The following is a 17,664-nucleotide window of genomic DNA, read 5'->3' as shown; positions in this document are numbered from 1 at the left end:
GTCGCCGAGCGCAACTCGTACGCTGGTCGCGAGCCGAACGTGAGGAGGGGGCGCACGATGCAGTACCGGCGGGCGGTCGAGAGGGTGCGGATGCTCGCCGAGGCGTGTGACCAGACCAGACGGGTGCCGGCGGCGCAGCCGTTCCTGCGCGAGGCGTACGTCTTCGGTGACCTGCTGGAGGGCGCCGATCCCATTGATCACATCGAGGCCGTCTTCGTACTGAACCTGCCGCCGGAGGAAGTGACCTGGGGCTCTCAACCGCCCGGCACCCCGTGGCTGGTCGACTTCCTGCGGCTGGACAAGGGCGGCATCGCCTACTACTGGCGGTCTTTCCGGGATCCGGTGTGGAACCACGTCATTCGGGGGCCGGTCCGGTTCTGGTCGCTGGACGGGCCCGACAGGGGTGTGCTCGACGCGCTGGGCGAGCGGCGCTTCGATCGGCTGCGCCGGGTGACGGCCGGAGCCGAGGAGGAGCGCACGCAGGTCGCCGGCGAGCTCGAAGCGGCTCTCGAGCACCTGCGTGCCGTGCATCGCTCGTACTGGGAGCGGCAGTGGCGGCGAGAGCACCGGGGGATCGGCCGGTATCCGGAGCATCACCTGTGGGAGGCCGTTCAGGGGTATCTGGAGTTGCTCGACGCCCGCGATGAATGATCCTTTATAGGGCGGCCACCCCGGCGCTGCGCCGGATCGGGCAGGGATGGGCAGCGTGCCGGTTCGGGCAGCAGATCATGCCGATGGTGGCGAACCGGCCACCCTGCAGCCATTCGCCCCACTGCACGTCCACACCGCGCGGCAGCAGGTCCCTGGCCCCGGCCAGCCGATCCTCCAAGGGGATGCGGTCGGGGACGAGGAGTGCGTCGCCTATGTCGCCGTACGCGGCCGCGAGCCAGTCGACCGCCGCCTCGACGTCGTCGAAGGTGGCCGCGATCCGGGAGGCGGGCTTGGCCAGCCAATCGCCCGTCCGCATCGGGGGCAGGGCGGACGCCCGGAAGTCGGGCGAATCCGGCCGCCGCTCGGCCTCGTTGTCGCGATCGGCGCCGGCACCCGTCCACTGGTAGGCGTGCCAATGCATGACGATCCGCGCCTCCCGTAGAGCGCTGAGGGGCCTCTCCCTCCTGATGATTCCCGCCGCGTAGCGCGGCACGCGGACCGGCGCCGAACCCTCATCGCCGAGTCCTTCGCACGGGGTGACCTGGTCGGACATGGGGAGAAGTGGGCGGAAAAGGTGGATTAATGGAGTAAACCGGCAGTGGGTGATAAGCGTCTATGGTCTGACAATTGTCGCGCATTTCGGGTTGTGTAGTGAAATATTATGTCGAGCAATAAAGCCTTAGTGTGGCCGATTGATTACTGCTCGTTATCGTCGCTTCAATGTGACCAATCCGTAGCCGTTCGCCATGACGACATGCAGGATCAACGCGGGCATCATGCCTATCGTGAGCGAGGGAAGCGTCGCCGACGCCAAAATTGGGGTAAGGCTCGCGTCGAGACTTCCGGCACGGACGGATGACTCCGACCTTAGGGAACTGACCAGTCTCGCCGTGCAGGGGGATCGCAGTGCGATCGAATCTCTGCTCGGTGAGTTGCGTCCGATGGTGGTGCGGTATTGCCGCGCCAGGCTGGGCAGGGTTTCAGGGCAATATCACATTGCCGATGACGTTGCCCAGGAGGTGTGCATCGCGGTGTTGTCCGCGCTGCCGCGGTACCGGGACATGGGGCGGCCTTTCGCGTCCTTCGTCTTCGGGATCGCCTCGCACAAGGTGGCCGATGCGCTGCGGAGTTCAGTGCGGTCGGCCGTGCCGACCCAGGATCTGCCGGACGGCCCGGACGACGGGCCCGGACCCGAGGAGACCGTGGTCCGCTACATCGAGGTCGAGCACGCGCGCAGGCTGCTGGCCCGGCTGCCCGATAACCAGCGGGAATTGTTGCTCTTGCGAGTGGTCTCAGGGCTGTCCGCGGAGGAGACCGGTAATGTACTCGGTATGTCACCAGGTGCGGTCCGCGTCGCCCAGCATCGGGCGTTGGCCAGGTTGCGGCAGATGGTCGAGCTGGAGTCGGCTTGACGTCAGAGGAGGAGACCGACGCGCTGCTCGAAGCGCTCGGCCGTGGAGAGGATCCTCAGAGGGTCCGTCAGAGCATGCTCCACCGAGGCTCGGTCCGCCACGGCGATCCGGCTGTGCGGTTGCTGGCCGCTCTCGTCATAGATGTGCTTGACGGTGACGAGAGTGATCTCCGGCGTTCTTCCGTGTTCGGGGGTGGCGGGTTGGGCTCTTCCGCGATCGGTGACGGTGACCGAGCCGGCTCATCCGTGCTCGGTGGTGTCGGTCAGCGGCGTTCCTCCGTGTCGATGACGCCATCGACGTAGCCTCTGGCGTACTCCCAGGTGACGTAGTCGGCCGGGTCGGGGTGAAAGGCCGGCTCGTGGACCTGGGGCTGGCCTTTCTCGATCATTTGTCGTAGGTTGCCGCGCAGCAGCTCCCAGTCGAAGAAGTGCTGCTCGCCGCATTCCGGGCAGTCGAGCACGAGACCCAGCACCCCCTGCGGTTCGAGCAGAGAGCGGAAGACCTCGACGTCGGCGAGGTCGGTGATGGCCTCGTCACGCTCTTGCGCGGTCAATGGTTCCGCGTCGTCGAGCGCGCCCATCGCCGAGGAAGGGTCGTTCGGGTCGTCCGCGAACGGGTCGCGGGGGACGTCTTCCAGCACCTTCCCACCATATGACCGATGCGGCCCGAGCGGAGAGTATTAGCTCAGCCATCCGCGCCGGGTGGCCTCCACACCTGCGTGGAAGCGCGACTGTGTGCCCAGCTCGGCCATGGCGTCGGCGAACCTGGCGCGTACCGTCCTGACCGACACGCCCAGCTGGCGGGCGATCGACTCGTCGCACATGCCCTGCGCCGCCAGGCGCAGGACCTGCACCATCCCGTCTCCCTTGCGCCCCCAGGGGAGGGGCACGGCCCGGGCCCACAGCTCGCCGAAGAGCGTGTGGAGCACGCCGACCACGATCGGCGTGCGGACGAGATAGAAGTTGTACGCGTGGTCGGGCAGGTTGCCGCCCCAGAGCGCGGGCAGGCCCGCGACCTCCGGCCCGGCGGTCATGAACCAGCTCGGAACGCGGCGCAGCGTGCGTACGCTGCCGCCGGTCTCGGCGAGTTCGATCAGTTGGTCGCGGACGCCGGGCAGGGTGAGGGTGGCGACCGGGATGACAGCGCGAACCGTGAGAAGCTTTCGTTTTTGCGCATCTATCCACGGGTCCGCAAATTTACGGACAAAGTCGGTCATTGTGCGCTCATCCGGAATGGCGGTCAGCAATTCCATCCCGGGCAACTGCACGGCTATGCCGACCACGCTTTCGTAGAGCACGTCCGCGCCGCTCGCCATTTCCACGGTGAACGGGCCGCTCTGGTAATCCCGGCCGGCGTCGTAGTCGTGGATCAGGGCCCGGATCGAGCCGAGCGCCGAGTCGATCATGCGGCTCTCCTCGGCCAACCGGTCCAGGCGCTCGGCGATCAGCCGGCCGAGCGCCGCGGCCGGGTGCCTGGCCAGGTATTCGCCCGATCGTTCGTCGACCACCCCCAGCTTGACGAGGGCGTCGAGCTGGCGGCCTACGCTCTCCACCGGCCCGTCCATGGCCTGCGCGAGATCCGTGCGCGTTGCTCTGTGCAGCCGCAGAATGGCCGTGTAGAGCGCACGCTGGGCAGGATCGAGGCCCAGCGTCTCGAAGGGATCTGACCGAATGCGGGACTCGTTGCGCATTGTTTGCGACTCCGTAGGGGGTTCACGGCGTGCCGCGAGAATAACGCCGCATTCCGCTGGTGTCCGCTCCTTGCGTCGACTCGCAGCCTCTGCGATGCAACTTCGTGCAATTGCACGTTTTTACCTTGCGATGTTCCGTTGAGTAACGCAGTCTTTACTTAGCGTCGGCATCGTCAAGAAGCAGTGGTCGCGCCGCTCATCAGAACGCGGAGGGGGGTTCGGTGGGCGCGTCGCGTCACCACAGCGGATGCCGGTGGCCGGGAGATGGGACGGATCACCGACCGTCCCATCTCCTGGCACTTTTGATGCCGGGAGTACGACGGGCCGTGGGGGTCATCGTCCTCCCGGCATCGTGACCTCCCAGGCGCGGAGACTCGGTTTGGACGCAGGCCCTAGACTTGGTCCAATCAAGGCAACGGCAGAGGGGGCCGCAGCATGTCCAAGTTCACCGATACGGGATTGACCTTCGATGACGTGCTGCTGGTGCCCGCCTATTCTGACCTGCAGCCGGGAGAGGCCGACACCGGATCCCGCCTGTCGCGCGGCATCTCGCTGTCCATCCCGCTGGTCTCGGCGGCCATGGACACCGTCACCGAGGCGCGCATGGCGGTCGCCATGGCCAGGCAGGGCGGCATCGGCATTCTTCACCGCAACCTGTCGATCGAGGAGCAGGCGCAGCAGGTCGATCTGGTCAAACGCTCCGAGGCGGGGATGGTGACCAACCCGGTCACCTGCAGCCCGGACGACACGCTGGCCGACGTGGAGCGGTTGTGCGCGACGTACCGGATCTCGGGAGTGCCCGTGACCGACATGTCGGGCACGCTGGTCGGCATCGTGACAAACCGCGACATGCGCTTCGAGACCGACCAGTCGCGGCCCGTCCGCGAGGTCATGACCAAGATGCCGCTCGTCACCGCCCCGGTGGGGGTGTCCAGGGACGAGGCGTTCGCGCTGCTCAGGCACAACAAGATCGAGAAGCTGCCCCTCGTCGACGCCGACGGCAGGCTGCGCGGCCTGATCACGGTCAAGGACTTCACCAAGAGCGAGCAATATCCGCTGTCCACCAAGGACGCCGACGGGCGCCTGCTCGTGGGCGCGGCCGTGGGCGTCGGCGGCGACGCCGAGCTGCGTGCCAAGGCCCTGATCGAGGCCGGGGTGGACGTGGTGGTCGTGGACGTGGCCCACGGCCACTCCAAGGGACTGGCCGACATGATCGGCAAGCTCAAGGCCAACAGCAAGGTCGAGGTCATCGGCGGCAACATCGCGACCAGGGCGGGCGCGCAGATGCTGGTCGAGGCCGGCGCCGACGCGGTCAAGGTGGGGGTCGGGCCCGGCTCCATCTGCACCACCCGAGTGGTGGCCGGCGTGGGCGCGCCGCAGGTGACGGCCATCTACGAGGCATCCCAGGCATGCGCGCCTGCGGGCATCCCGGTCATCGGCGACGGCGGCCTGCAATACTCCGGCGACATCGTCAAGGCCATCGCGGCCGGCGCGAACACGGTCATGCTCGGCTCGCTGCTGGCCGGGTGCGAGGAGTCGCCCGGTGAGCTGATCTTCATCAACGGCAAGCAGTTCAAGTCGTACCGGGGCATGGGGTCGCTCGGCGCCGTACGCAACCGCGAGCGCGGTGGCACCTCCTTCAGCAAGGACCGCTACGCGCAGGCCGACGTCGGCGGCGATGACAAATACATCCCCGAGGGCATCGAAGGGCAGGTGCCCTACCGCGGGCCGGTGGCGGCCGTCGCGCACCAGCTGGTCGGCGGGCTGCGCCAGGGCATGTGGTATGCCGGGTGCCGCACGATCGAGCAGATGCACACCGACGGGCAGCTCATGCCGATCACGGCGGCGGGCCTCAAGGAGAGCCACCCCCACGACATCCAGATGACCGTGGAAGCTCCGAACTATCACAGAAGGTAAGTTCATGACTCAGCAGGTGGAGATCGGCCGGGGGAAGACCGGGCGCCGGGCGTACGCGCTTGACGAGATCGGCCTGGTGCCCTCGCGGCGCACTCGTGACCCGGAGGAGGTCTCGATCGCCTGGCAGATCGACGCCTACCGGTTCGAGCTGCCCGTGGTCGTCGCACCCATGGACAGCGTGGTGTCGCCGGCCACCGCCATCGAGATCGGGCGGCTCGGCGGGCTGGCCCCGCTCGACCTCGAAGGGCTCTGGACGCGCTACGAGGACCCGTCGCCGCTGCTGGAGGAGTGCGCTGCCCTGGATGCGGCGGCGGCCACCAAGCGCCTCCAGGAGATCTACGCGGCTCCGATCAAGGAGGACCTGATCGGGCGGCGCATCGAGGAGATCCGCGCCTCAGGCGTGACGACTGCCGTACGCCTGTCGCCGCAGCGCACGGTCCAATACCACAAGGCCGTGATCGACGCCGGCGTGGACATCTTCATCATCCGCGGCACCACGGTCTCCGCCGAGCACGTGTCGGGCCGGGCCGAGCCGCTCAACCTCAAGCAGTTCATCTACGAGCTGGACGTGCCGGTCATCGTGGGCGGCTGCGCCACCTACACGGCCGCCCTGCACCTCATGCGCACGGGCGCGGCCGGGGTGCTGGTGGGCTTCGGCGGCGGCGCCTCGCACACCACGCGTAACGTGCTGGGGGTGGCGGTGCCGATGGCCACCGCGATCTCGGACGTCGCGGCGGCGCGGCGGGACTACATGGACGAGTCGGGCGGGCGCTACGTCCACGTGATCGCCGACGGTGGCATGGGGACCTCGGGGGACATCGCGAAGGCGATCGCGTGCGGGGCGGACGCCGTGATGGTGGGCTCGCCGCTGGCGCGGGCCGCCGAGGCGCCGGGGCACGGGTTCCACTGGGGGTCGGAGGCGCACCACCCGGATCTGCCCAGGGGGCGGCGGGTCGAGTTCGGGACCGTGGGGACGCTGGCGCAGATCCTGCACGGGCCGTCGAGCGTGGCGGACGGGTCGATGAACCTGATGGGTGCTTTGAAGCGGACGATGGCGTCCACCGGTTACTCCGATATCAAGGAGTTCCAGCGGGTCGAGGTCGTGGTGGCGCCGACCCAGCGCTGACCCTGACCGGTCTCGGGAAGGTCGGCTTCCCGAGACCGGGCCTCATTCCCAGGGCTTCCAGTCGTCCGTGGGAATCTCGATCCCGATCGGGTCGGGCAAGGTGATCGTCTCTCCGAGGCTCCAGTTCTCCTTGTGGAGGTAGGCGGCGGAGGCCTGGTCGGGTATCGAGTAAAGGGTGACGGCGGAGACAGCCGGGTCGAGATCGACGAGCAGGTAGTAGGGGATCTCGGCCCGCGCATATCCACACCACTTGCCCTTGCCTGACTGCTTGTCGGCCGGGGGGCGGTCTCGGTTTGCCGTCGAGGGAGATGTCACTTCGACGACCATTTCGGCTTGGTCGGTCATCAAGTGCATCTGGTTGAGCTTCAACGCCTCCTGCGTGACCTCACAATCCATGACGATGAGATCCGGAATGTAGCCGTTCTCCTCGGCGACGAAGGTCAGGCCGTTGCCGGAGACGCTGCGCCATCGGTAGGACGGGTCTTTGACAAGCGCGCGATCGACGAAGTTGGCGATCTGCGTGCAGATGATGTTGTGCATCAGGCGGGCGGCGGGGGACACGACGATCTCTCCATCGATGATTTCGACTCGGGTGCCGTCGTATGGGATGTGGAGATAGTCCTGAAGCTCGCCGTCGACCCACATCTGATAGGGCGAGCTGGGCAGGATGAAGCGAAGCTCCTCTGGCAATCTGGCGACTGCTGTCACTTCTTGTGACTCCTCCCTCACGGTCAGCTCCCGTCATCGTAGAGGCCCTGCTTACTGACTGTACTCAGGATCATGCAGACCGTTGCATTTATCCGCATTTTTGCCATGCCAAGGATTCCGCGCCCCTCCGCAGGGGCGGGCACGGGGCTGCACCGAGCGGCCGGGCGGAGTTAGCGCGGCAACTCATGCGCGTGCTGCTTGATCCGGACGCGTAGTGTTTCGACCATGGAATCCGTAGAGGACAGAATTGCCCGGCTTGAGCGGCAGGTGGCGGATCTTCAGCGGCATCTCGGCATCGATCCCGAGCTCGCGAACTCCGGCGGCCCGTTCCTGCCGCCGGAGTTCTACCACGCCTTGGAGAGGAGGAAGACGATCCTGGCCATCAAGATCTACCGCGAGGCGACCGGGGCGTCCCTGCTGGAGGCCAAGAACACGGTGGAGTCGATGGCGCGCCGGGGGCGTTGAGGCGGGTTCATGCCCGAGATCGAGCGGGTGTTCCGGGAGGAGTACGGCCGGGCCGTGGCCGTGCTGGTGCGTGCCTTCGGGGACATCGACGTGGCCGAGGAGGCCGTGCAGGAGGCGTTCACGGTCGCGGTGCGGCGCTGGCCGGTGGACGGGGTGCCGCCGAGCCCGGCCGGGTGGATCATCACCACCGCCCGCAACCGGGCCCTCGACCGGCTGCGCAGGGAGTCGGTGCGGCAGGACAAACATGCTCAGGCCGCGCTGCTGCAGGTCCGCGACGAGCCTCCGGAGGAGGGGCCGGTACGCGATGACCGGCTGCGACTGATCTTCACCTGCTGCCATCCCGCGCTCGCCGTCCACGCCCAGGTCGCCCTGACGCTGCGGTTGCTCGGCGGCCTGATCACGGCGGAGATCGCACAGGCGTTCCTGGTGCCCGAGCCGACCATGGCACAGCGGCTGGTCCGGGCCAAGAACAAGATCCGCGCTGCGAAGATCCCGTACCGGGTGCCGGAGGAACGCGATCTGCCTGAGCGGCTGCACGCCGTGCTGACCGTGATCTATCTGATCTTCAACGAGGGGTATACGGCCAGCTCGGGCGGTCGGCTCGTGCGCGAGGAGCTCTGCGCGGAGGCCATCAGACTCGGGCGGCTGCTGGCCGCGCTCATGCCAGAGGAGCCCGAGGTCATGGGATTGCTCGCGCTCATGCTGCTCATCGAGTCGCGGCGGGCCGCGCGCATGGGGCCGGCGGGCGAGCTGGTGCCCCTGGCCGAGCAGGATCGAGGGCTTTGGGACCGCGGGCTCATCGAGGAGGGACAGGTCCTCGTGCGGAGCTGCCTGCGGATCGACCGGCCGGGGCCGTACCAGATCCAGGCCGCGGTCAACGCGGTGCACAGCGACGCGCCGAGCGTGGCGGACACCGACTGGGATCAGATCCTGCGGCTGTACGATCAGCTCCTGACGTACGACCCTAGCCCGGTCGTGGGCTTGCACCGGGCCGTGGCGGTGGCCGAGACGGAAGGGCCCGAGAAGGCGTTGGCCCTGGTCGACGGGCTCGACGTGGCGGGCTATCACCTGTTCCACGCCGTGCGTGCCGACCTGTTGCGGCGGCTGGGGCGGCATGAGGAGGCGGCGCAGGCGTACGGGGCGGCCATCGACCGGGCGGGCAACGAGGTGGAGCGCGATTTCCTGCGACGCAGGCGCGAGGCAAATGAGCAGGGGCATTGATGGCGGGTCGGGTATGCGTGGTCACGGGGGCCAATCGGGGGATCGGGCTGGAGGTGGCCCGGCAGCTCGCACTGGCCGGTGACACGGTGCTGCTCGCCGCCAGGGACCTGGCCAAGGCCGAGACGGCGGCTCAGGGGCTGGGCGGTGAGGTGGTGCCGACGCGATTGGACGTCTCGGACCAGGAGTCCGTGGACACGTTCGCCGAGGGCGTGCGGGAGTCCCATGAGCGAGTGGACGTCCTGGTCAACAACGCGGCCATTCACTACGACACCTGGCAGCGGGCCGTGGACGCGGATCTGGGCGTGGTGCGGGAGGCTTTGGAGACGAACCTGCTGGGGGCGTGGCGGGTGACGCAGGCGCTCCTGCCCCTCCTGCGAGGCGGAAGAGTGGTGAACGTGTCCAGCGAGATCGGGTCCCTGGCGTCCATGGGGGCGGGCACCCCGGCGTACGCGGTGTCGAAGGCCGCGCTCAACGCGCTGACGAAGATGCTTGCCGCCGAGCTGCGGCAGGACCGGATCCTGGTGAACGCCGTCTGTCCGGGCTGGTCGGCGACGGACATGGGCGGTCCGGGCGGGCGGCCCGTCGCCGAGGGGGCGAGGAGCGTGCTGTGGGGCGTCGATCTGCCGGATAACGGGCCGACCGGCGGTTTCTTCCGCGACGGGCGGCCCCTCCCCTGGTGACGGGGGTCCACGGGAGTAGGGCATGACCGGTGCCGGTCAGGCCGGTGGCGGGTGGAGCGGTTGCTACCCTGACGTGTGGCTGATCTTCAACATACGCACGAGCTGGTCTTCGACGGGGATGTCGTCACCAAACGGTATGTGGACGGCAAGCAGGGCGGGGCGGAGCGGGAATGGCGGGCGCTGACCCTGCTGGCCGAGCACGCTCCAGGGCTGGCACCGGAGCCGATCGCGTTCGAGGCCGGCGCGGTGTCGATGACGAGGATCGACGGGGTGTCGCTGCGTGGGCTGTCCGTGGGGGATGCCCAGGTCGCGGCCATGGCCGAGACGCTCGACGTGCTGCATGCGGCGGTGCCGCCTGCCGTGCTCGAGACCGTCCCGATACGCCCGTGGCAGCGTGCGGCGGTCCGCGACTGGGTCCGGCGGCGGGGCGCGGAGTGGCGGTCGCGGGATCCGCTGGCGGACCGGGCCGTGAAAGAGGGCCTGCGGTGGCTGGAGAGCTGGACTCCCGGCGAGTCCGGGGTGACACCGGTGTTCGGGGGCGGCGACGGCAACCTGGCGAACTTCCTGTGGGACGGCGCCCGCGTCCGCAGGGTCGATTTCGAGGACTCCGGACGCAGCGACCGGGTGTGGGAGCTGGCGGAGATGGCCGAGCACGTGTCCATGTGGGTGGAAGGCGAGGTGGACATCGTGGGGCGGTTCGAGCTGAGCCGGCCGGAGGAGCGGCTGATGCGCGACTACCGCAAACTGCACGGGATGACCTGGTTGTTCCTGCTGTCGCACGAGAGCCCTCGCAATCCGCCGGGGACCTTCCGGCGGCAGGTGGAGCGGGTGCTGGCAATATTGGCCGCATGAGACTTGCCGGGCCCGAGGACAGAGCCGGCGTGGAGCAGCTGGTCCACGCCGCCTACGAGCCGTGGATCGAGGTCGTCGGCATGCGGCCGGTCCCGATGGAGGCCGACTACGGCGCGCTCATCGAGGCCGGGCGGGTGCACGTCACCGACGACCTCCAAGGGCTGATCGTGCTCGTGCCCGAGGACGGGGTCCTGCTGGTCGACAATGTCGCCGTACGGCCCGAGAGCCACGGCAAGGGCATCGGGCGGGGGCTGCTGGCGTACGCCGAGGAGGAGGCGCGCCGGCTGGGGCTGCCCGCGCTGCGCCTCTACACGAACGTCAAGATGGCCTCCAACATCGCCTTGTACACGTCGCTGGGCTACGTCGAGACCGGAAGGGAAGGGGTCAAGGGCCGCTCCGCCGTGATGATGCGGAAGGAGCTCAGCTCGTGAGCACGCCGAGCAGGTGCGTGACCTCGCGCGCCACCGCGTCGCGGCCGGCCTTGACGTATTTGCGGGGGTCGACGACGCGCTCGTCGTGGGCCAGGTAGTCGCGTACGGCGCCGGTGAACGCCTTGTTCAGGTGCGTCGCAATGTTGATCTTCTTCATGCCGCGCCGGACGGCCTCGCGCAGCACGTCGTCCGGCACGCCCGACGAGCCGTGCAGCACCAGCGGCACCGGCACGGCTGCCCGCAGCTCGGCGACGAGCTCCAGGTCCAGCACCGCGTCCTTGCTGGTCATCGCGTGCGAGGTGCCCACGGCCACGGCCAGCGCGTCCACGCCGGTCCTGGCCACATAGCCGACCGCCTCGTGCGGCTTGGTCCGGGCGCCGGGCGCGTGCACGCCGTCCTTGCCGCCGACCTCACCGAGCTCGGCCTCCACCCACACGCCCCGCTCGTGGCACCAGGCCGCCACCTCGGCGGTCGTGCGGACGTTGTCCTCGTCGGGCAGCGCGGAGGCGTCGTACATGACCGAGCCGAGCCCCAGCTTCACCGCCTCCTCGACGAGCGCGCGGTCGGTGGCGTGGTCGAGGTGGACGGCGACCGGCACGTCGGCTCGCCGGGCCACTGCGAGCGAGGCCAGCGCGATCGGCTCCAGCGCGCCGTGGTAACGCACGCAGTTCTCGCTGATCTGCAGGACGACCGGCAGGCCGAGCGCCTCGGCGCCGGCCACGATGGCGCCGGCGTGCTCCAGTTGGATCACGTTGAAGGCGCCCACCCCCGCGGGCGACTGGCGGACGATGTCGCCGATGGCGGCGAGGGGCATGGTGGGCTCCTTACGTGATGACGATCTGTGGATGGATGGCGGCGTAGACGTCACGGTCGAATGCGCCGGCCACCGGCGCGGCCACGGCCGCCGCGCCGAGCGCCGCGGCCCTCCTGAGCCGGTCGGGCCACGGCCGCCCCACGTCCATCGCCAGTCCCGCGACGAGGGCGTCGCCGGCCCCGGTCGGGTTGCCCACCACGGTGTACGGCATCCGCGCCCGGAATGTCCCTTCCCCGGTCACGGCCAGCAGCCCGTCGGCGCCCATGGACACGACCACGGCCTCCGCACCCTGGCTACGCACCTCCTGCGCGCCCTGTCCGCCGGGAAAGGCCCTGGCCAGCTCCTCGGCGTTGGGTTTGACGACGGCGGGGCGGCCCTTGGGCGCGTGGCGCAGGGGGTCGCCGTCCGCGTCCACGATCACGGGCGCGTCGGGGATGCCGGCGAGCGTGGCGTAGATGTCGGCGGGCACACCGCGCGGCAGGCTGCCCGAGAGGACCACCACGTCCGCCTCCCGCGCCAGGGACGTGTAGCGCCGCACGAAGCCGGCCAGTTCGTCGGGTGTGACGTCGGGCCCGGGCTCGTTGAACAGGGCCGTGCGGCGGGTCGCGACCTTCTCGTGCGGGGCGGCCGACTCATGCGGGGCGGCGGGCTCTTGCGGGGCGGCCGGGCCGGCGGTCTCGCAGACGGCCAGCGTCGTGCGGGAGTCGCCGGCGATGCGGCACAGCTCGCTCCGCAGTCCCGCCGACGCCAGGTCCTCCTCGATGGCCCGGCCGGTGGGCCCGCCCACCAGGCCGGTGACCAGCACCTGCCGGCCGAGCGCGGCCAGCACGCGGGCCACGTTGACGCCCTTGCCGCCCGCGCGCCGGTGCACGGCGCCGACCCGGTTGACCCCGTCCCAGTCGACGGAAGGCACCTCATAGGTCACGTCGAGCGCCATATTGAGCGTCACGGTGAGGATCATCGGGGCTCCGTGACCCAGACGCCGTCCTTCATCACCCCGGCCACCTCCAGCTCATCGGAGAGCACCACGAGGTCGGCCGCCTTGCCGACGGCGATCGAGCCGATCCTGTCGGACAGCCCCAGCACCCGCGCCGGCGTCAGCGAGGCGACCTGGACGGCGTCGGGCAGCGACATGCCCACTTCCCGTACGGCGCGCCGGAAGGCGACGTCCATGGTCAGCGTGGAGCCCGCGATGGAGCCGCTCTTGACGAGCCGGGCCACACCGCCGTCCACGCGTACCTGCATGGAGCCGAGAGCGTAGTCGCCGTCGCCCAGCCCGGTGGCCGCCATCGCGTCCGTGACCAGCGCGGTCCTGCCGGGCCCTGCCACCTCGTACGCCAGCCGCAACATGGCCGGGTGCACGTGCACCCCGTCGTTGATCAGCTCGACCGTCACGCGCTCGTCGTCGAGCAGCGCCGCCACGGGCCCCGGGGCGCGGTGTCCGAGCGGCGGCATGGCGTTGTAGAGGTGCGTGGCCACGCTCGCGCCCGCCTCGATGCCGATGATCGTCTGGTCGTAGTCGGCGTCGCTGTGCCCGATGGCCGCGATCACGCCTTCGGCCACGGCCATGCGGATCATGTCGAGCGCGCGGGGCAGCTCGGCCGCGATGGTGATCATGCGTACGTGCCCACGCCCGGCCTTCACCAGCCCCGCGAACTCCTGCGTCGAGGGCTCGCGCAGGAGCGTCGGGTCGTGCGCCCCACAGCGGCTCCTGGCGATGTAGGGGCCCTCGAAGTGGATGCCCGCCAGCAGCCCTTCGTCGCACAGCTCGGCCAGCGCCGCCGCGGCCTGGGTCAGCCCGTCGAGCGAGTCGGTGACCAGGCTGGCCATGGTCGTCGTGGTGCCGTGCCGCCGGTGCAGCGCGACCGCGTCGCGGGCCCGGTCCTGCTCGCCGGTGGGGAACGAGCCGCCCGCGCCGCCATGGTTGTGGATGTCCACGAACCCGGGGACGATGTGCCGCCCGCCCAGGCTCAGGCCCGGCCCCGGCGCGGATCCGTGGCCGACGTGCGTGATGCGGCCGTCTTCAATGGTCAGCCACCCCTCGTGCACTCCCTCGGGAGTCACGATCCTGGCGTCGGCGAGAGTAAGGCTCATGAGGAAAGGATCACAGATCGCGTGAGGTGCATGGGCTCGTCAGGGTCCAGCCCACGCGCGAAGGCCCTGGCGACGGCCACGCGCTGGGCGCGGATCAGCTCGGCCATCGGGTCGAGCCCGCTCTCGACGAACGTCCCGCCGGTCTGCTCGACCTGTGCCCGCAGGCCGCCGGGGGCGGCGCCGAGCATCCATGTCACGCGCCCGGGCGCGGCGATGCTGATGGGGCCGTGCCGGTATTCCATGGCCGGGTAGGCCTCCGTCCATGATCGGGACGCCTCGCGCATCTTCAACGCCGCCTCCTGCGCCAGCCCGACCGACCAGCCGATGCCCAGGAAGCTGAACTGCTCGGCCTCGACCAGCGTGTCCGGCAGCGGCGCGGCCACGGCCTCCTCGGCGTCGGCGATCGCCTGCGTGAGGTCCTCGCCGAGGCCCGCACGCAGCAGGGCGAGCTGCGTGGTGGCGAACCTGGTCTGCACGACCGACCGCTCGTCGGCGTAGTCGAGCACCACGACCTCGTCGGCGGCCGTCATGATCGGGGTCGTGGGGTCGGCGGTGATGGCCGTGGTCGCCGTGTCGATCCGGGCCAGCAGCTCCAAGACCTCCGTCGTGGTGCCCGAGCGGGACAACGCCAGCACGCGGTCGTAGCGGCGGCCGGCGGGGAACTCGGAGGCGGCGAAGGCGTCGGTCTCGCCGTGCCCGGCGCGCTCGCGCAGGGTCGCGTACGCCATCGCGATGAACCACGACGTGCCGCAGCCCACGACGGCGACCCGCTCGCCCCGGCGGGGGAGCACGTCGACGGGAACGTCCTCGATGGCCCGCCGCCAGCACGACGGCTGGGACGCGATCTCGGCCTCGGTGTGGGTGGTCACCGCATGCCTCCCATGATTGATTGTTTCTGCATTATTTATAACAGAAAAGCGCAACAATGTGCAGTGGTGGCTCCGGGTGTCGTGGTGTGCCACGCTTGCTCCTGACCACATCCGCTAGGAGGCCTCGTGTCCCGCTACGACCGCTGGAACGCCATCCTCGAGCTGCTGGCCCAGGAGGGCAGGCTGTCGGTCGAGGAGGCCGCCGAGGCGCTCGACGTCTCCACCGCGACGATCAGGCGGGACTTCGACCAGCTGGCCCAGCAGCAGATGCTCATGCGCACGCGGGGCGGGGCGGTCGCGCAGAGCGTGAGCTACGACCTGCCGCTGCGCTACAAGACGGCCAGGCACGCCGACGAGAAGCACCGCATCGCGAGCGCGGCGGCCGAGCTGGTCACGCCGGGGGCCGTGGTGGGGCTCAATGGCGGCACGACCACCTCCGAGCTGGCGCGCACCCTCGCCACGCTGTCCACGCTGGAGAGCGGCTTCACGATCGTCACGAACGCGCTCAACATCGCCGCGGAGCTCACCGTACGCCGGCACGTCAAGATCGTGGTGACGGGCGGCGTGGCCAGACAGCAGTCGTACGAGCTCATCGGGCCGCTGGCGTCCGGCGTGCTGGAGCAGGTGACGCTGGACGTGGCCTTCCTCGGCGTGGACGGGCTCGACGTCGAGCTGGGCGCGTCGGCGCACCACGAGGGCGAGGCCAGCGTCAACCACCTGATGATCAGCCGGGCCGCCCAGGTGGTCGTGGTGGCCGACTCCTCGAAGATCGGTAAACGGGCGTTCTCTCGCATCTGCCCCATCAATCAGATCGACACGCTCGTCACCGACTCGCAGCTGTCTGACGCCCTCGCCGGGCAGCTCTCCGACGCCGGCGTCAAGGTCGTACGCGCCTGACGGGGCCCTCACCGGAGGCAGGGGTCGTATGGGGCCGGGCTTGGGTAGGTATGGAGCGCAGGCGATAGGGGGAGCTATGACGTCGGGAAGGAGCGTGGCGCGGCTCGGGCCCGCGGAGCGCGCCGCGGCACTGGAGGACATGGCCGCGCGGGAGCTCGATGTGGTCGTGGTCGGCGGCGGTATCGTCGGCGCGGGGATCGCGCTCGACGCCGCGACCCGCGGCCTCGACGTCGCGCTGGTCGAGGCCAGGGACTTCGCTTCGGGCACCTCATCACGCTCCTCCAAGCTCATCCACGGCGGCCTGCGCTACCTGGAGCAGCTCAACTTCGAGCTCGTACGCGAGGCGCTCCAGGAACGCGCGCTCCTGCTGCAGCGGATCGCGCCTCACCTGGTCAGGCCGGTACCGTTCCTCTTCCCGATGACCCATTTCGGCTGGGAGCGCCCCTACGTGGGCGCCGGGGTGGCGCTCTACGACACGCTCGGATTCGCCTCCGGGCTCAGCCGCGGCGTCCCCGGCCATCGGCACCTGTCCAGGTCGCGTGCGCTGCGGCTGGCACCGGCGCTGAAGAGGGCCGCCTTCACCGGCGCCGTGCAGTACTGGGACGCCCAGGTGGACGACGCGCGTTACGTGATGACGACGCTGCGCACGGCGGCCACGTACGGCGCTCTGGTCGCGCCCCGGTCGCAGGTCGTGGGGTTCCTGCGGGAGGGGGAGCGGGTCACCGGCGTGCGGGTGCGGGACCTGGAGTGCGGCGAGGAGCTGGAGGCGCGCGCCCAGCAGGTGGTCAACGCCACCGGCGTCTGGACCGACGACATCCAGGAGCTGGTGGGCGGGCGGGGCCAGATCCACGTCCGCGCGTCCAAAGGCATCCACCTGGTCGTGCCGCGCGATCGGATCCACTCGCTGACCGGGATCATCCTGCGTACCGAGAAGTCGGTGTTGTTCGTGATCCCGTGGGGACGCCACTGGATCATCGGCACCACCGACACCGAGTGGACGCTGGACAAGGTCCACCCCGCGGCCTCTCGGGCGGACATCGACTACCTGCTCGACCATGTGAACGCCGTGCTGTCGGTCCCGCTGACCCGCGACGACGTCGAGGGCGTCTACGCCGGGCTGCGGCCGCTGCTGTCGGGCGAGTCCGACGAGACCTCCAAGCTGTCCCGAGAGCATGTGGTGGCGCACCCGGTGCCAGGGCTGGTGATGATCGCGGGAGGGAAATACACGACCTACCGGGTCATGGCGCGCGACGCCGTGGACGCCGTGGCGCACGGGCTCGACCAGCGGGTGCCGCGCTCGTGCACCGACCGCATCGCGCTCGCCGGCGCCGAGGGTTACCAGGCGCTGTGGAACTCCAGATATCGGCTCGCCCAGAGCTCGTCCCTGCACGTGGCCAGGATCGAGCACCTGCTCCAGCGCTACGGATCGCTGATCGATGAGGTGCTGGAGCTGATCGAGGGTGACCCGTCGCTGGCCAGGCCGCTGACCGGGGCCGACGACTACCTGCGTGCCGAGATCGTCTACGCCGCCACCCACGAGGGCGCCAGGCATCTCAACGACGTGCTGACCCGCCGTACGCACATCTCCATCGAGACCTTCCACCGCGGCCAGGGCGTGGCGCAGGAGGCGGCCGAGCTGCTGGCCGGGCCGCTCGGCTGGGACGGGGAACAGGTCAAGAGGGAGGTGGAGTACTACACCAAGCGCGTGGAGGCCGAGCGTCGCTCCCAGGAGCAGGACTCCGACCAGGAGGCCGACGCGACCAGGCTCGGCGCGCCCGAGATCGTCCCCGTGGTCGCACCGGAGTGAGCATGACCGAACCGTCCAGGCCGCTTGGTG

The 17,664-nt window shown here is 69.7% G+C and carries 19 protein-coding genes; 11 read left to right on the top strand and 8 right to left on the bottom strand.

The genetic code is table 11. The features are described from left to right. Nucleotides 1-57: 57 nt before the first annotated feature. On the top strand, nucleotides 58-651 hold the full coding sequence (locus OHA25_RS00600) for a DUF7711 family protein (RefSeq protein ID WP_327585719.1): 594 nt from the start codon (nucleotides 58-60) through the stop codon (nucleotides 649-651). A 4-nt stretch (nucleotides 652-655) separates the two neighbouring features. On the opposite strand, the gene OHA25_RS00595 is transcribed toward OHA25_RS00600, so the two are convergent. Further along, the gene (locus OHA25_RS00595; RefSeq protein ID WP_327585718.1) at nucleotides 656-1,204 is read right to left on the bottom strand and encodes a hypothetical protein; all 549 of its coding nucleotides are present in this window, start codon (nucleotides 1,202-1,204) and stop codon (nucleotides 656-658) included. Between the two features lie 223 nt (nucleotides 1,205-1,427). On the opposite strand from OHA25_RS00595, the gene OHA25_RS00590 reads away from it, so the two are divergent. Next, complete coding sequence (locus tag OHA25_RS00590; RefSeq protein WP_327585717.1) at nucleotides 1,428-2,063, top strand: sigma-70 family RNA polymerase sigma factor; 636 nt, start codon at nucleotides 1,428-1,430, stop codon at nucleotides 2,061-2,063. 262 nt (nucleotides 2,064-2,325) lie between these two features. Here the strand turns inward: OHA25_RS00590 and OHA25_RS00585 are convergent, their stop codons facing one another. Together OHA25_RS00585 and OHA25_RS00580 are read right to left on the bottom strand one after the other, a co-directional pair. Further along, nucleotides 2,326-2,703, bottom strand: a complete 378-nt coding sequence (locus OHA25_RS00585; protein WP_127939638.1) for a DUF5319 domain-containing protein — start codon at nucleotides 2,701-2,703, stop codon at nucleotides 2,326-2,328. Nucleotides 2,704-2,742: 39 nt separating this feature from the next. Further along, nucleotides 2,743-3,753, bottom strand: a complete 1,011-nt coding sequence (locus OHA25_RS00580; RefSeq protein ID WP_327585716.1) for a helix-turn-helix transcriptional regulator — start codon at nucleotides 3,751-3,753, stop codon at nucleotides 2,743-2,745. 435 nt (nucleotides 3,754-4,188) lie between these two features. Here OHA25_RS00580 and guaB point away from each other — a divergent pair, with 435 nt between their 5' ends. Both guaB and OHA25_RS00570 read left to right on the top strand, forming a co-directional pair. Beyond that, nucleotides 4,189-5,670 (top strand): IMP dehydrogenase, encoded by a 1,482-nt coding sequence (guaB, locus tag OHA25_RS00575; RefSeq protein ID WP_327585715.1) that lies wholly within the window; start codon nucleotides 4,189-4,191, stop codon nucleotides 5,668-5,670. A 4-nt stretch (nucleotides 5,671-5,674) separates the two neighbouring features. Continuing rightward, nucleotides 5,675-6,796 (top strand): GuaB3 family IMP dehydrogenase-related protein, encoded by a 1,122-nt coding sequence (locus OHA25_RS00570; protein WP_305924452.1) that lies wholly within the window; start codon nucleotides 5,675-5,677, stop codon nucleotides 6,794-6,796. Between the two features lie 42 nt (nucleotides 6,797-6,838). Here OHA25_RS00570 and OHA25_RS00565 read toward each other — a convergent pair whose 3' ends face one another. Continuing rightward, nucleotides 6,839-7,504: a Uma2 family endonuclease gene (locus tag OHA25_RS00565; protein ID WP_327585714.1), complete on the bottom strand. Its 666-nt coding sequence runs from the start codon at nucleotides 7,502-7,504 to the stop codon at nucleotides 6,839-6,841. A 225-nt stretch (nucleotides 7,505-7,729) separates the two neighbouring features. Here OHA25_RS00565 and OHA25_RS00560 point away from each other — a divergent pair, with 225 nt between their 5' ends. The 5 genes from OHA25_RS00560 (at nucleotide 7,730) to OHA25_RS00540 (ending at nucleotide 11,153) form a co-directional block, all read left to right on the top strand. Next, on the top strand, nucleotides 7,730-7,969 hold the full coding sequence (locus OHA25_RS00560; protein WP_327585713.1) for a hypothetical protein: 240 nt from the start codon (nucleotides 7,730-7,732) through the stop codon (nucleotides 7,967-7,969). A gap of 9 nt (nucleotides 7,970-7,978) precedes the next feature. Continuing rightward, nucleotides 7,979-9,190 carry an RNA polymerase sigma factor gene (locus OHA25_RS00555; protein ID WP_327585712.1) on the top strand — a complete coding sequence of 404 codons (1,212 nt, stop codon included), beginning with the start codon at nucleotides 7,979-7,981 and terminating at the stop codon, nucleotides 9,188-9,190. Beyond that, nucleotides 9,190-9,870: an SDR family NAD(P)-dependent oxidoreductase gene (locus tag OHA25_RS00550; protein WP_327585711.1), complete on the top strand. Its 681-nt coding sequence runs from the start codon at nucleotides 9,190-9,192 to the stop codon at nucleotides 9,868-9,870. The genes OHA25_RS00555 and OHA25_RS00550 overlap by 1 nt, the downstream gene beginning before the upstream one ends. A 75-nt stretch (nucleotides 9,871-9,945) precedes the next feature. After that, nucleotides 9,946-10,722 (top strand): phosphotransferase family protein, encoded by a 777-nt coding sequence (locus tag OHA25_RS00545; RefSeq protein ID WP_327585710.1) that lies wholly within the window; start codon nucleotides 9,946-9,948, stop codon nucleotides 10,720-10,722. Further along, complete coding sequence (locus OHA25_RS00540; protein ID WP_327585709.1) at nucleotides 10,719-11,153, top strand: GNAT family N-acetyltransferase; 435 nt, start codon at nucleotides 10,719-10,721, stop codon at nucleotides 11,151-11,153. The genes OHA25_RS00545 and OHA25_RS00540 overlap by 4 nt, the downstream gene beginning before the upstream one ends. On the opposite strand, the gene OHA25_RS00535 is transcribed toward OHA25_RS00540, so the two are convergent. From OHA25_RS00535 to OHA25_RS00520, 4 genes are read right to left on the bottom strand one after another with little or no spacing between them, the layout of a single operon-like run. Further along, on the bottom strand, nucleotides 11,143-11,967 hold the full coding sequence (locus tag OHA25_RS00535) for a class II fructose-bisphosphate aldolase (protein ID WP_327585708.1): 825 nt from the start codon (nucleotides 11,965-11,967) through the stop codon (nucleotides 11,143-11,145). The two genes, OHA25_RS00540 and OHA25_RS00535, sit on opposite strands and share 11 nt — an antisense overlap. A gap of 10 nt (nucleotides 11,968-11,977) precedes the next feature. After that, complete coding sequence (locus tag OHA25_RS00530; protein WP_327585707.1) at nucleotides 11,978-12,928, bottom strand: 1-phosphofructokinase family hexose kinase; 951 nt, start codon at nucleotides 12,926-12,928, stop codon at nucleotides 11,978-11,980. Beyond that, on the bottom strand, nucleotides 12,925-14,061 hold the full coding sequence (gene nagA, locus OHA25_RS00525; protein WP_327585706.1) for an N-acetylglucosamine-6-phosphate deacetylase: 1,137 nt from the start codon (nucleotides 14,059-14,061) through the stop codon (nucleotides 12,925-12,927). Before nagA ends, OHA25_RS00530 begins: the two co-directional genes overlap by 4 nt. Then, complete coding sequence (locus OHA25_RS00520) at nucleotides 14,058-14,930, bottom strand: SIS domain-containing protein (RefSeq protein ID WP_327585705.1); 873 nt, start codon at nucleotides 14,928-14,930, stop codon at nucleotides 14,058-14,060. Before OHA25_RS00520 ends, nagA begins: the two co-directional genes overlap by 4 nt. A gap of 126 nt (nucleotides 14,931-15,056) precedes the next feature. Here OHA25_RS00520 and OHA25_RS00515 point away from each other — a divergent pair, with 126 nt between their 5' ends. Both OHA25_RS00515 and OHA25_RS00510 read left to right on the top strand, forming a co-directional pair. After that, nucleotides 15,057-15,827 carry a DeoR/GlpR family DNA-binding transcription regulator gene (locus OHA25_RS00515; protein WP_327585704.1) on the top strand — a complete coding sequence of 257 codons (771 nt, stop codon included), beginning with the start codon at nucleotides 15,057-15,059 and terminating at the stop codon, nucleotides 15,825-15,827. Between the two features lie 76 nt (nucleotides 15,828-15,903). Then, the gene (locus OHA25_RS00510; RefSeq protein WP_327585703.1) at nucleotides 15,904-17,634 is read left to right on the top strand and encodes a glycerol-3-phosphate dehydrogenase/oxidase; all 1,731 of its coding nucleotides are present in this window, start codon (nucleotides 15,904-15,906) and stop codon (nucleotides 17,632-17,634) included. The last annotated feature ends 30 nt before the right edge of the window (nucleotides 17,635-17,664 follow it).

Origin of the sequence: Nonomuraea sp. NBC_00507 (assembly GCF_036013525.1) — a bacterium.
Lineage (GTDB): Bacteria > Actinomycetota > Actinomycetes > Streptosporangiales > Streptosporangiaceae > Nonomuraea.
Note: the sequence above shows the minus strand (reverse complement) of the source record. Positions and strands in the feature narration are given on the sequence as shown.

Excerpts from the sequence above, each read along its gene's own strand:
- OHA25_RS00600 (WP_327585719.1), top strand. The coding sequence starts at position 58 with ATGCAGTACCGGCGGGCGGTCGAGAGGGTGCGGATGCTCGCCGAGGCG.
- OHA25_RS00595 (WP_327585718.1), bottom strand. The coding sequence starts at position 1,204 with ATGTCCGACCAGGTCACCCCGTGCGAAGGACTCGGCGATGAGGGTTCG.
- OHA25_RS00590 (WP_327585717.1), top strand. The coding sequence starts at position 1,428 with ATGCCTATCGTGAGCGAGGGAAGCGTCGCCGACGCCAAAATTGGGGTA.
- OHA25_RS00580 (WP_327585716.1), bottom strand. The coding sequence starts at position 3,753 with ATGCGCAACGAGTCCCGCATTCGGTCAGATCCCTTCGAGACGCTGGGC.
- guaB (WP_327585715.1), top strand. The coding sequence starts at position 4,189 with ATGTCCAAGTTCACCGATACGGGATTGACCTTCGATGACGTGCTGCTG.
- OHA25_RS00570 (WP_305924452.1), top strand. The coding sequence starts at position 5,675 with ATGACTCAGCAGGTGGAGATCGGCCGGGGGAAGACCGGGCGCCGGGCG.
- OHA25_RS00560 (WP_327585713.1), top strand. The coding sequence starts at position 7,730 with ATGGAATCCGTAGAGGACAGAATTGCCCGGCTTGAGCGGCAGGTGGCG.
- OHA25_RS00555 (WP_327585712.1), top strand. The coding sequence starts at position 7,979 with ATGCCCGAGATCGAGCGGGTGTTCCGGGAGGAGTACGGCCGGGCCGTG.
- OHA25_RS00550 (WP_327585711.1), top strand. The coding sequence starts at position 9,190 with ATGGCGGGTCGGGTATGCGTGGTCACGGGGGCCAATCGGGGGATCGGG.
- OHA25_RS00540 (WP_327585709.1), top strand. The coding sequence starts at position 10,719 with ATGAGACTTGCCGGGCCCGAGGACAGAGCCGGCGTGGAGCAGCTGGTC.
- OHA25_RS00535 (WP_327585708.1), bottom strand. The coding sequence starts at position 11,967 with ATGCCCCTCGCCGCCATCGGCGACATCGTCCGCCAGTCGCCCGCGGGG.
- OHA25_RS00530 (WP_327585707.1), bottom strand. The coding sequence starts at position 12,928 with ATGATCCTCACCGTGACGCTCAATATGGCGCTCGACGTGACCTATGAG.
- nagA (WP_327585706.1), bottom strand. The coding sequence starts at position 14,061 with ATGAGCCTTACTCTCGCCGACGCCAGGATCGTGACTCCCGAGGGAGTG.
- OHA25_RS00510 (WP_327585703.1), top strand. The coding sequence starts at position 15,904 with ATGACGTCGGGAAGGAGCGTGGCGCGGCTCGGGCCCGCGGAGCGCGCC.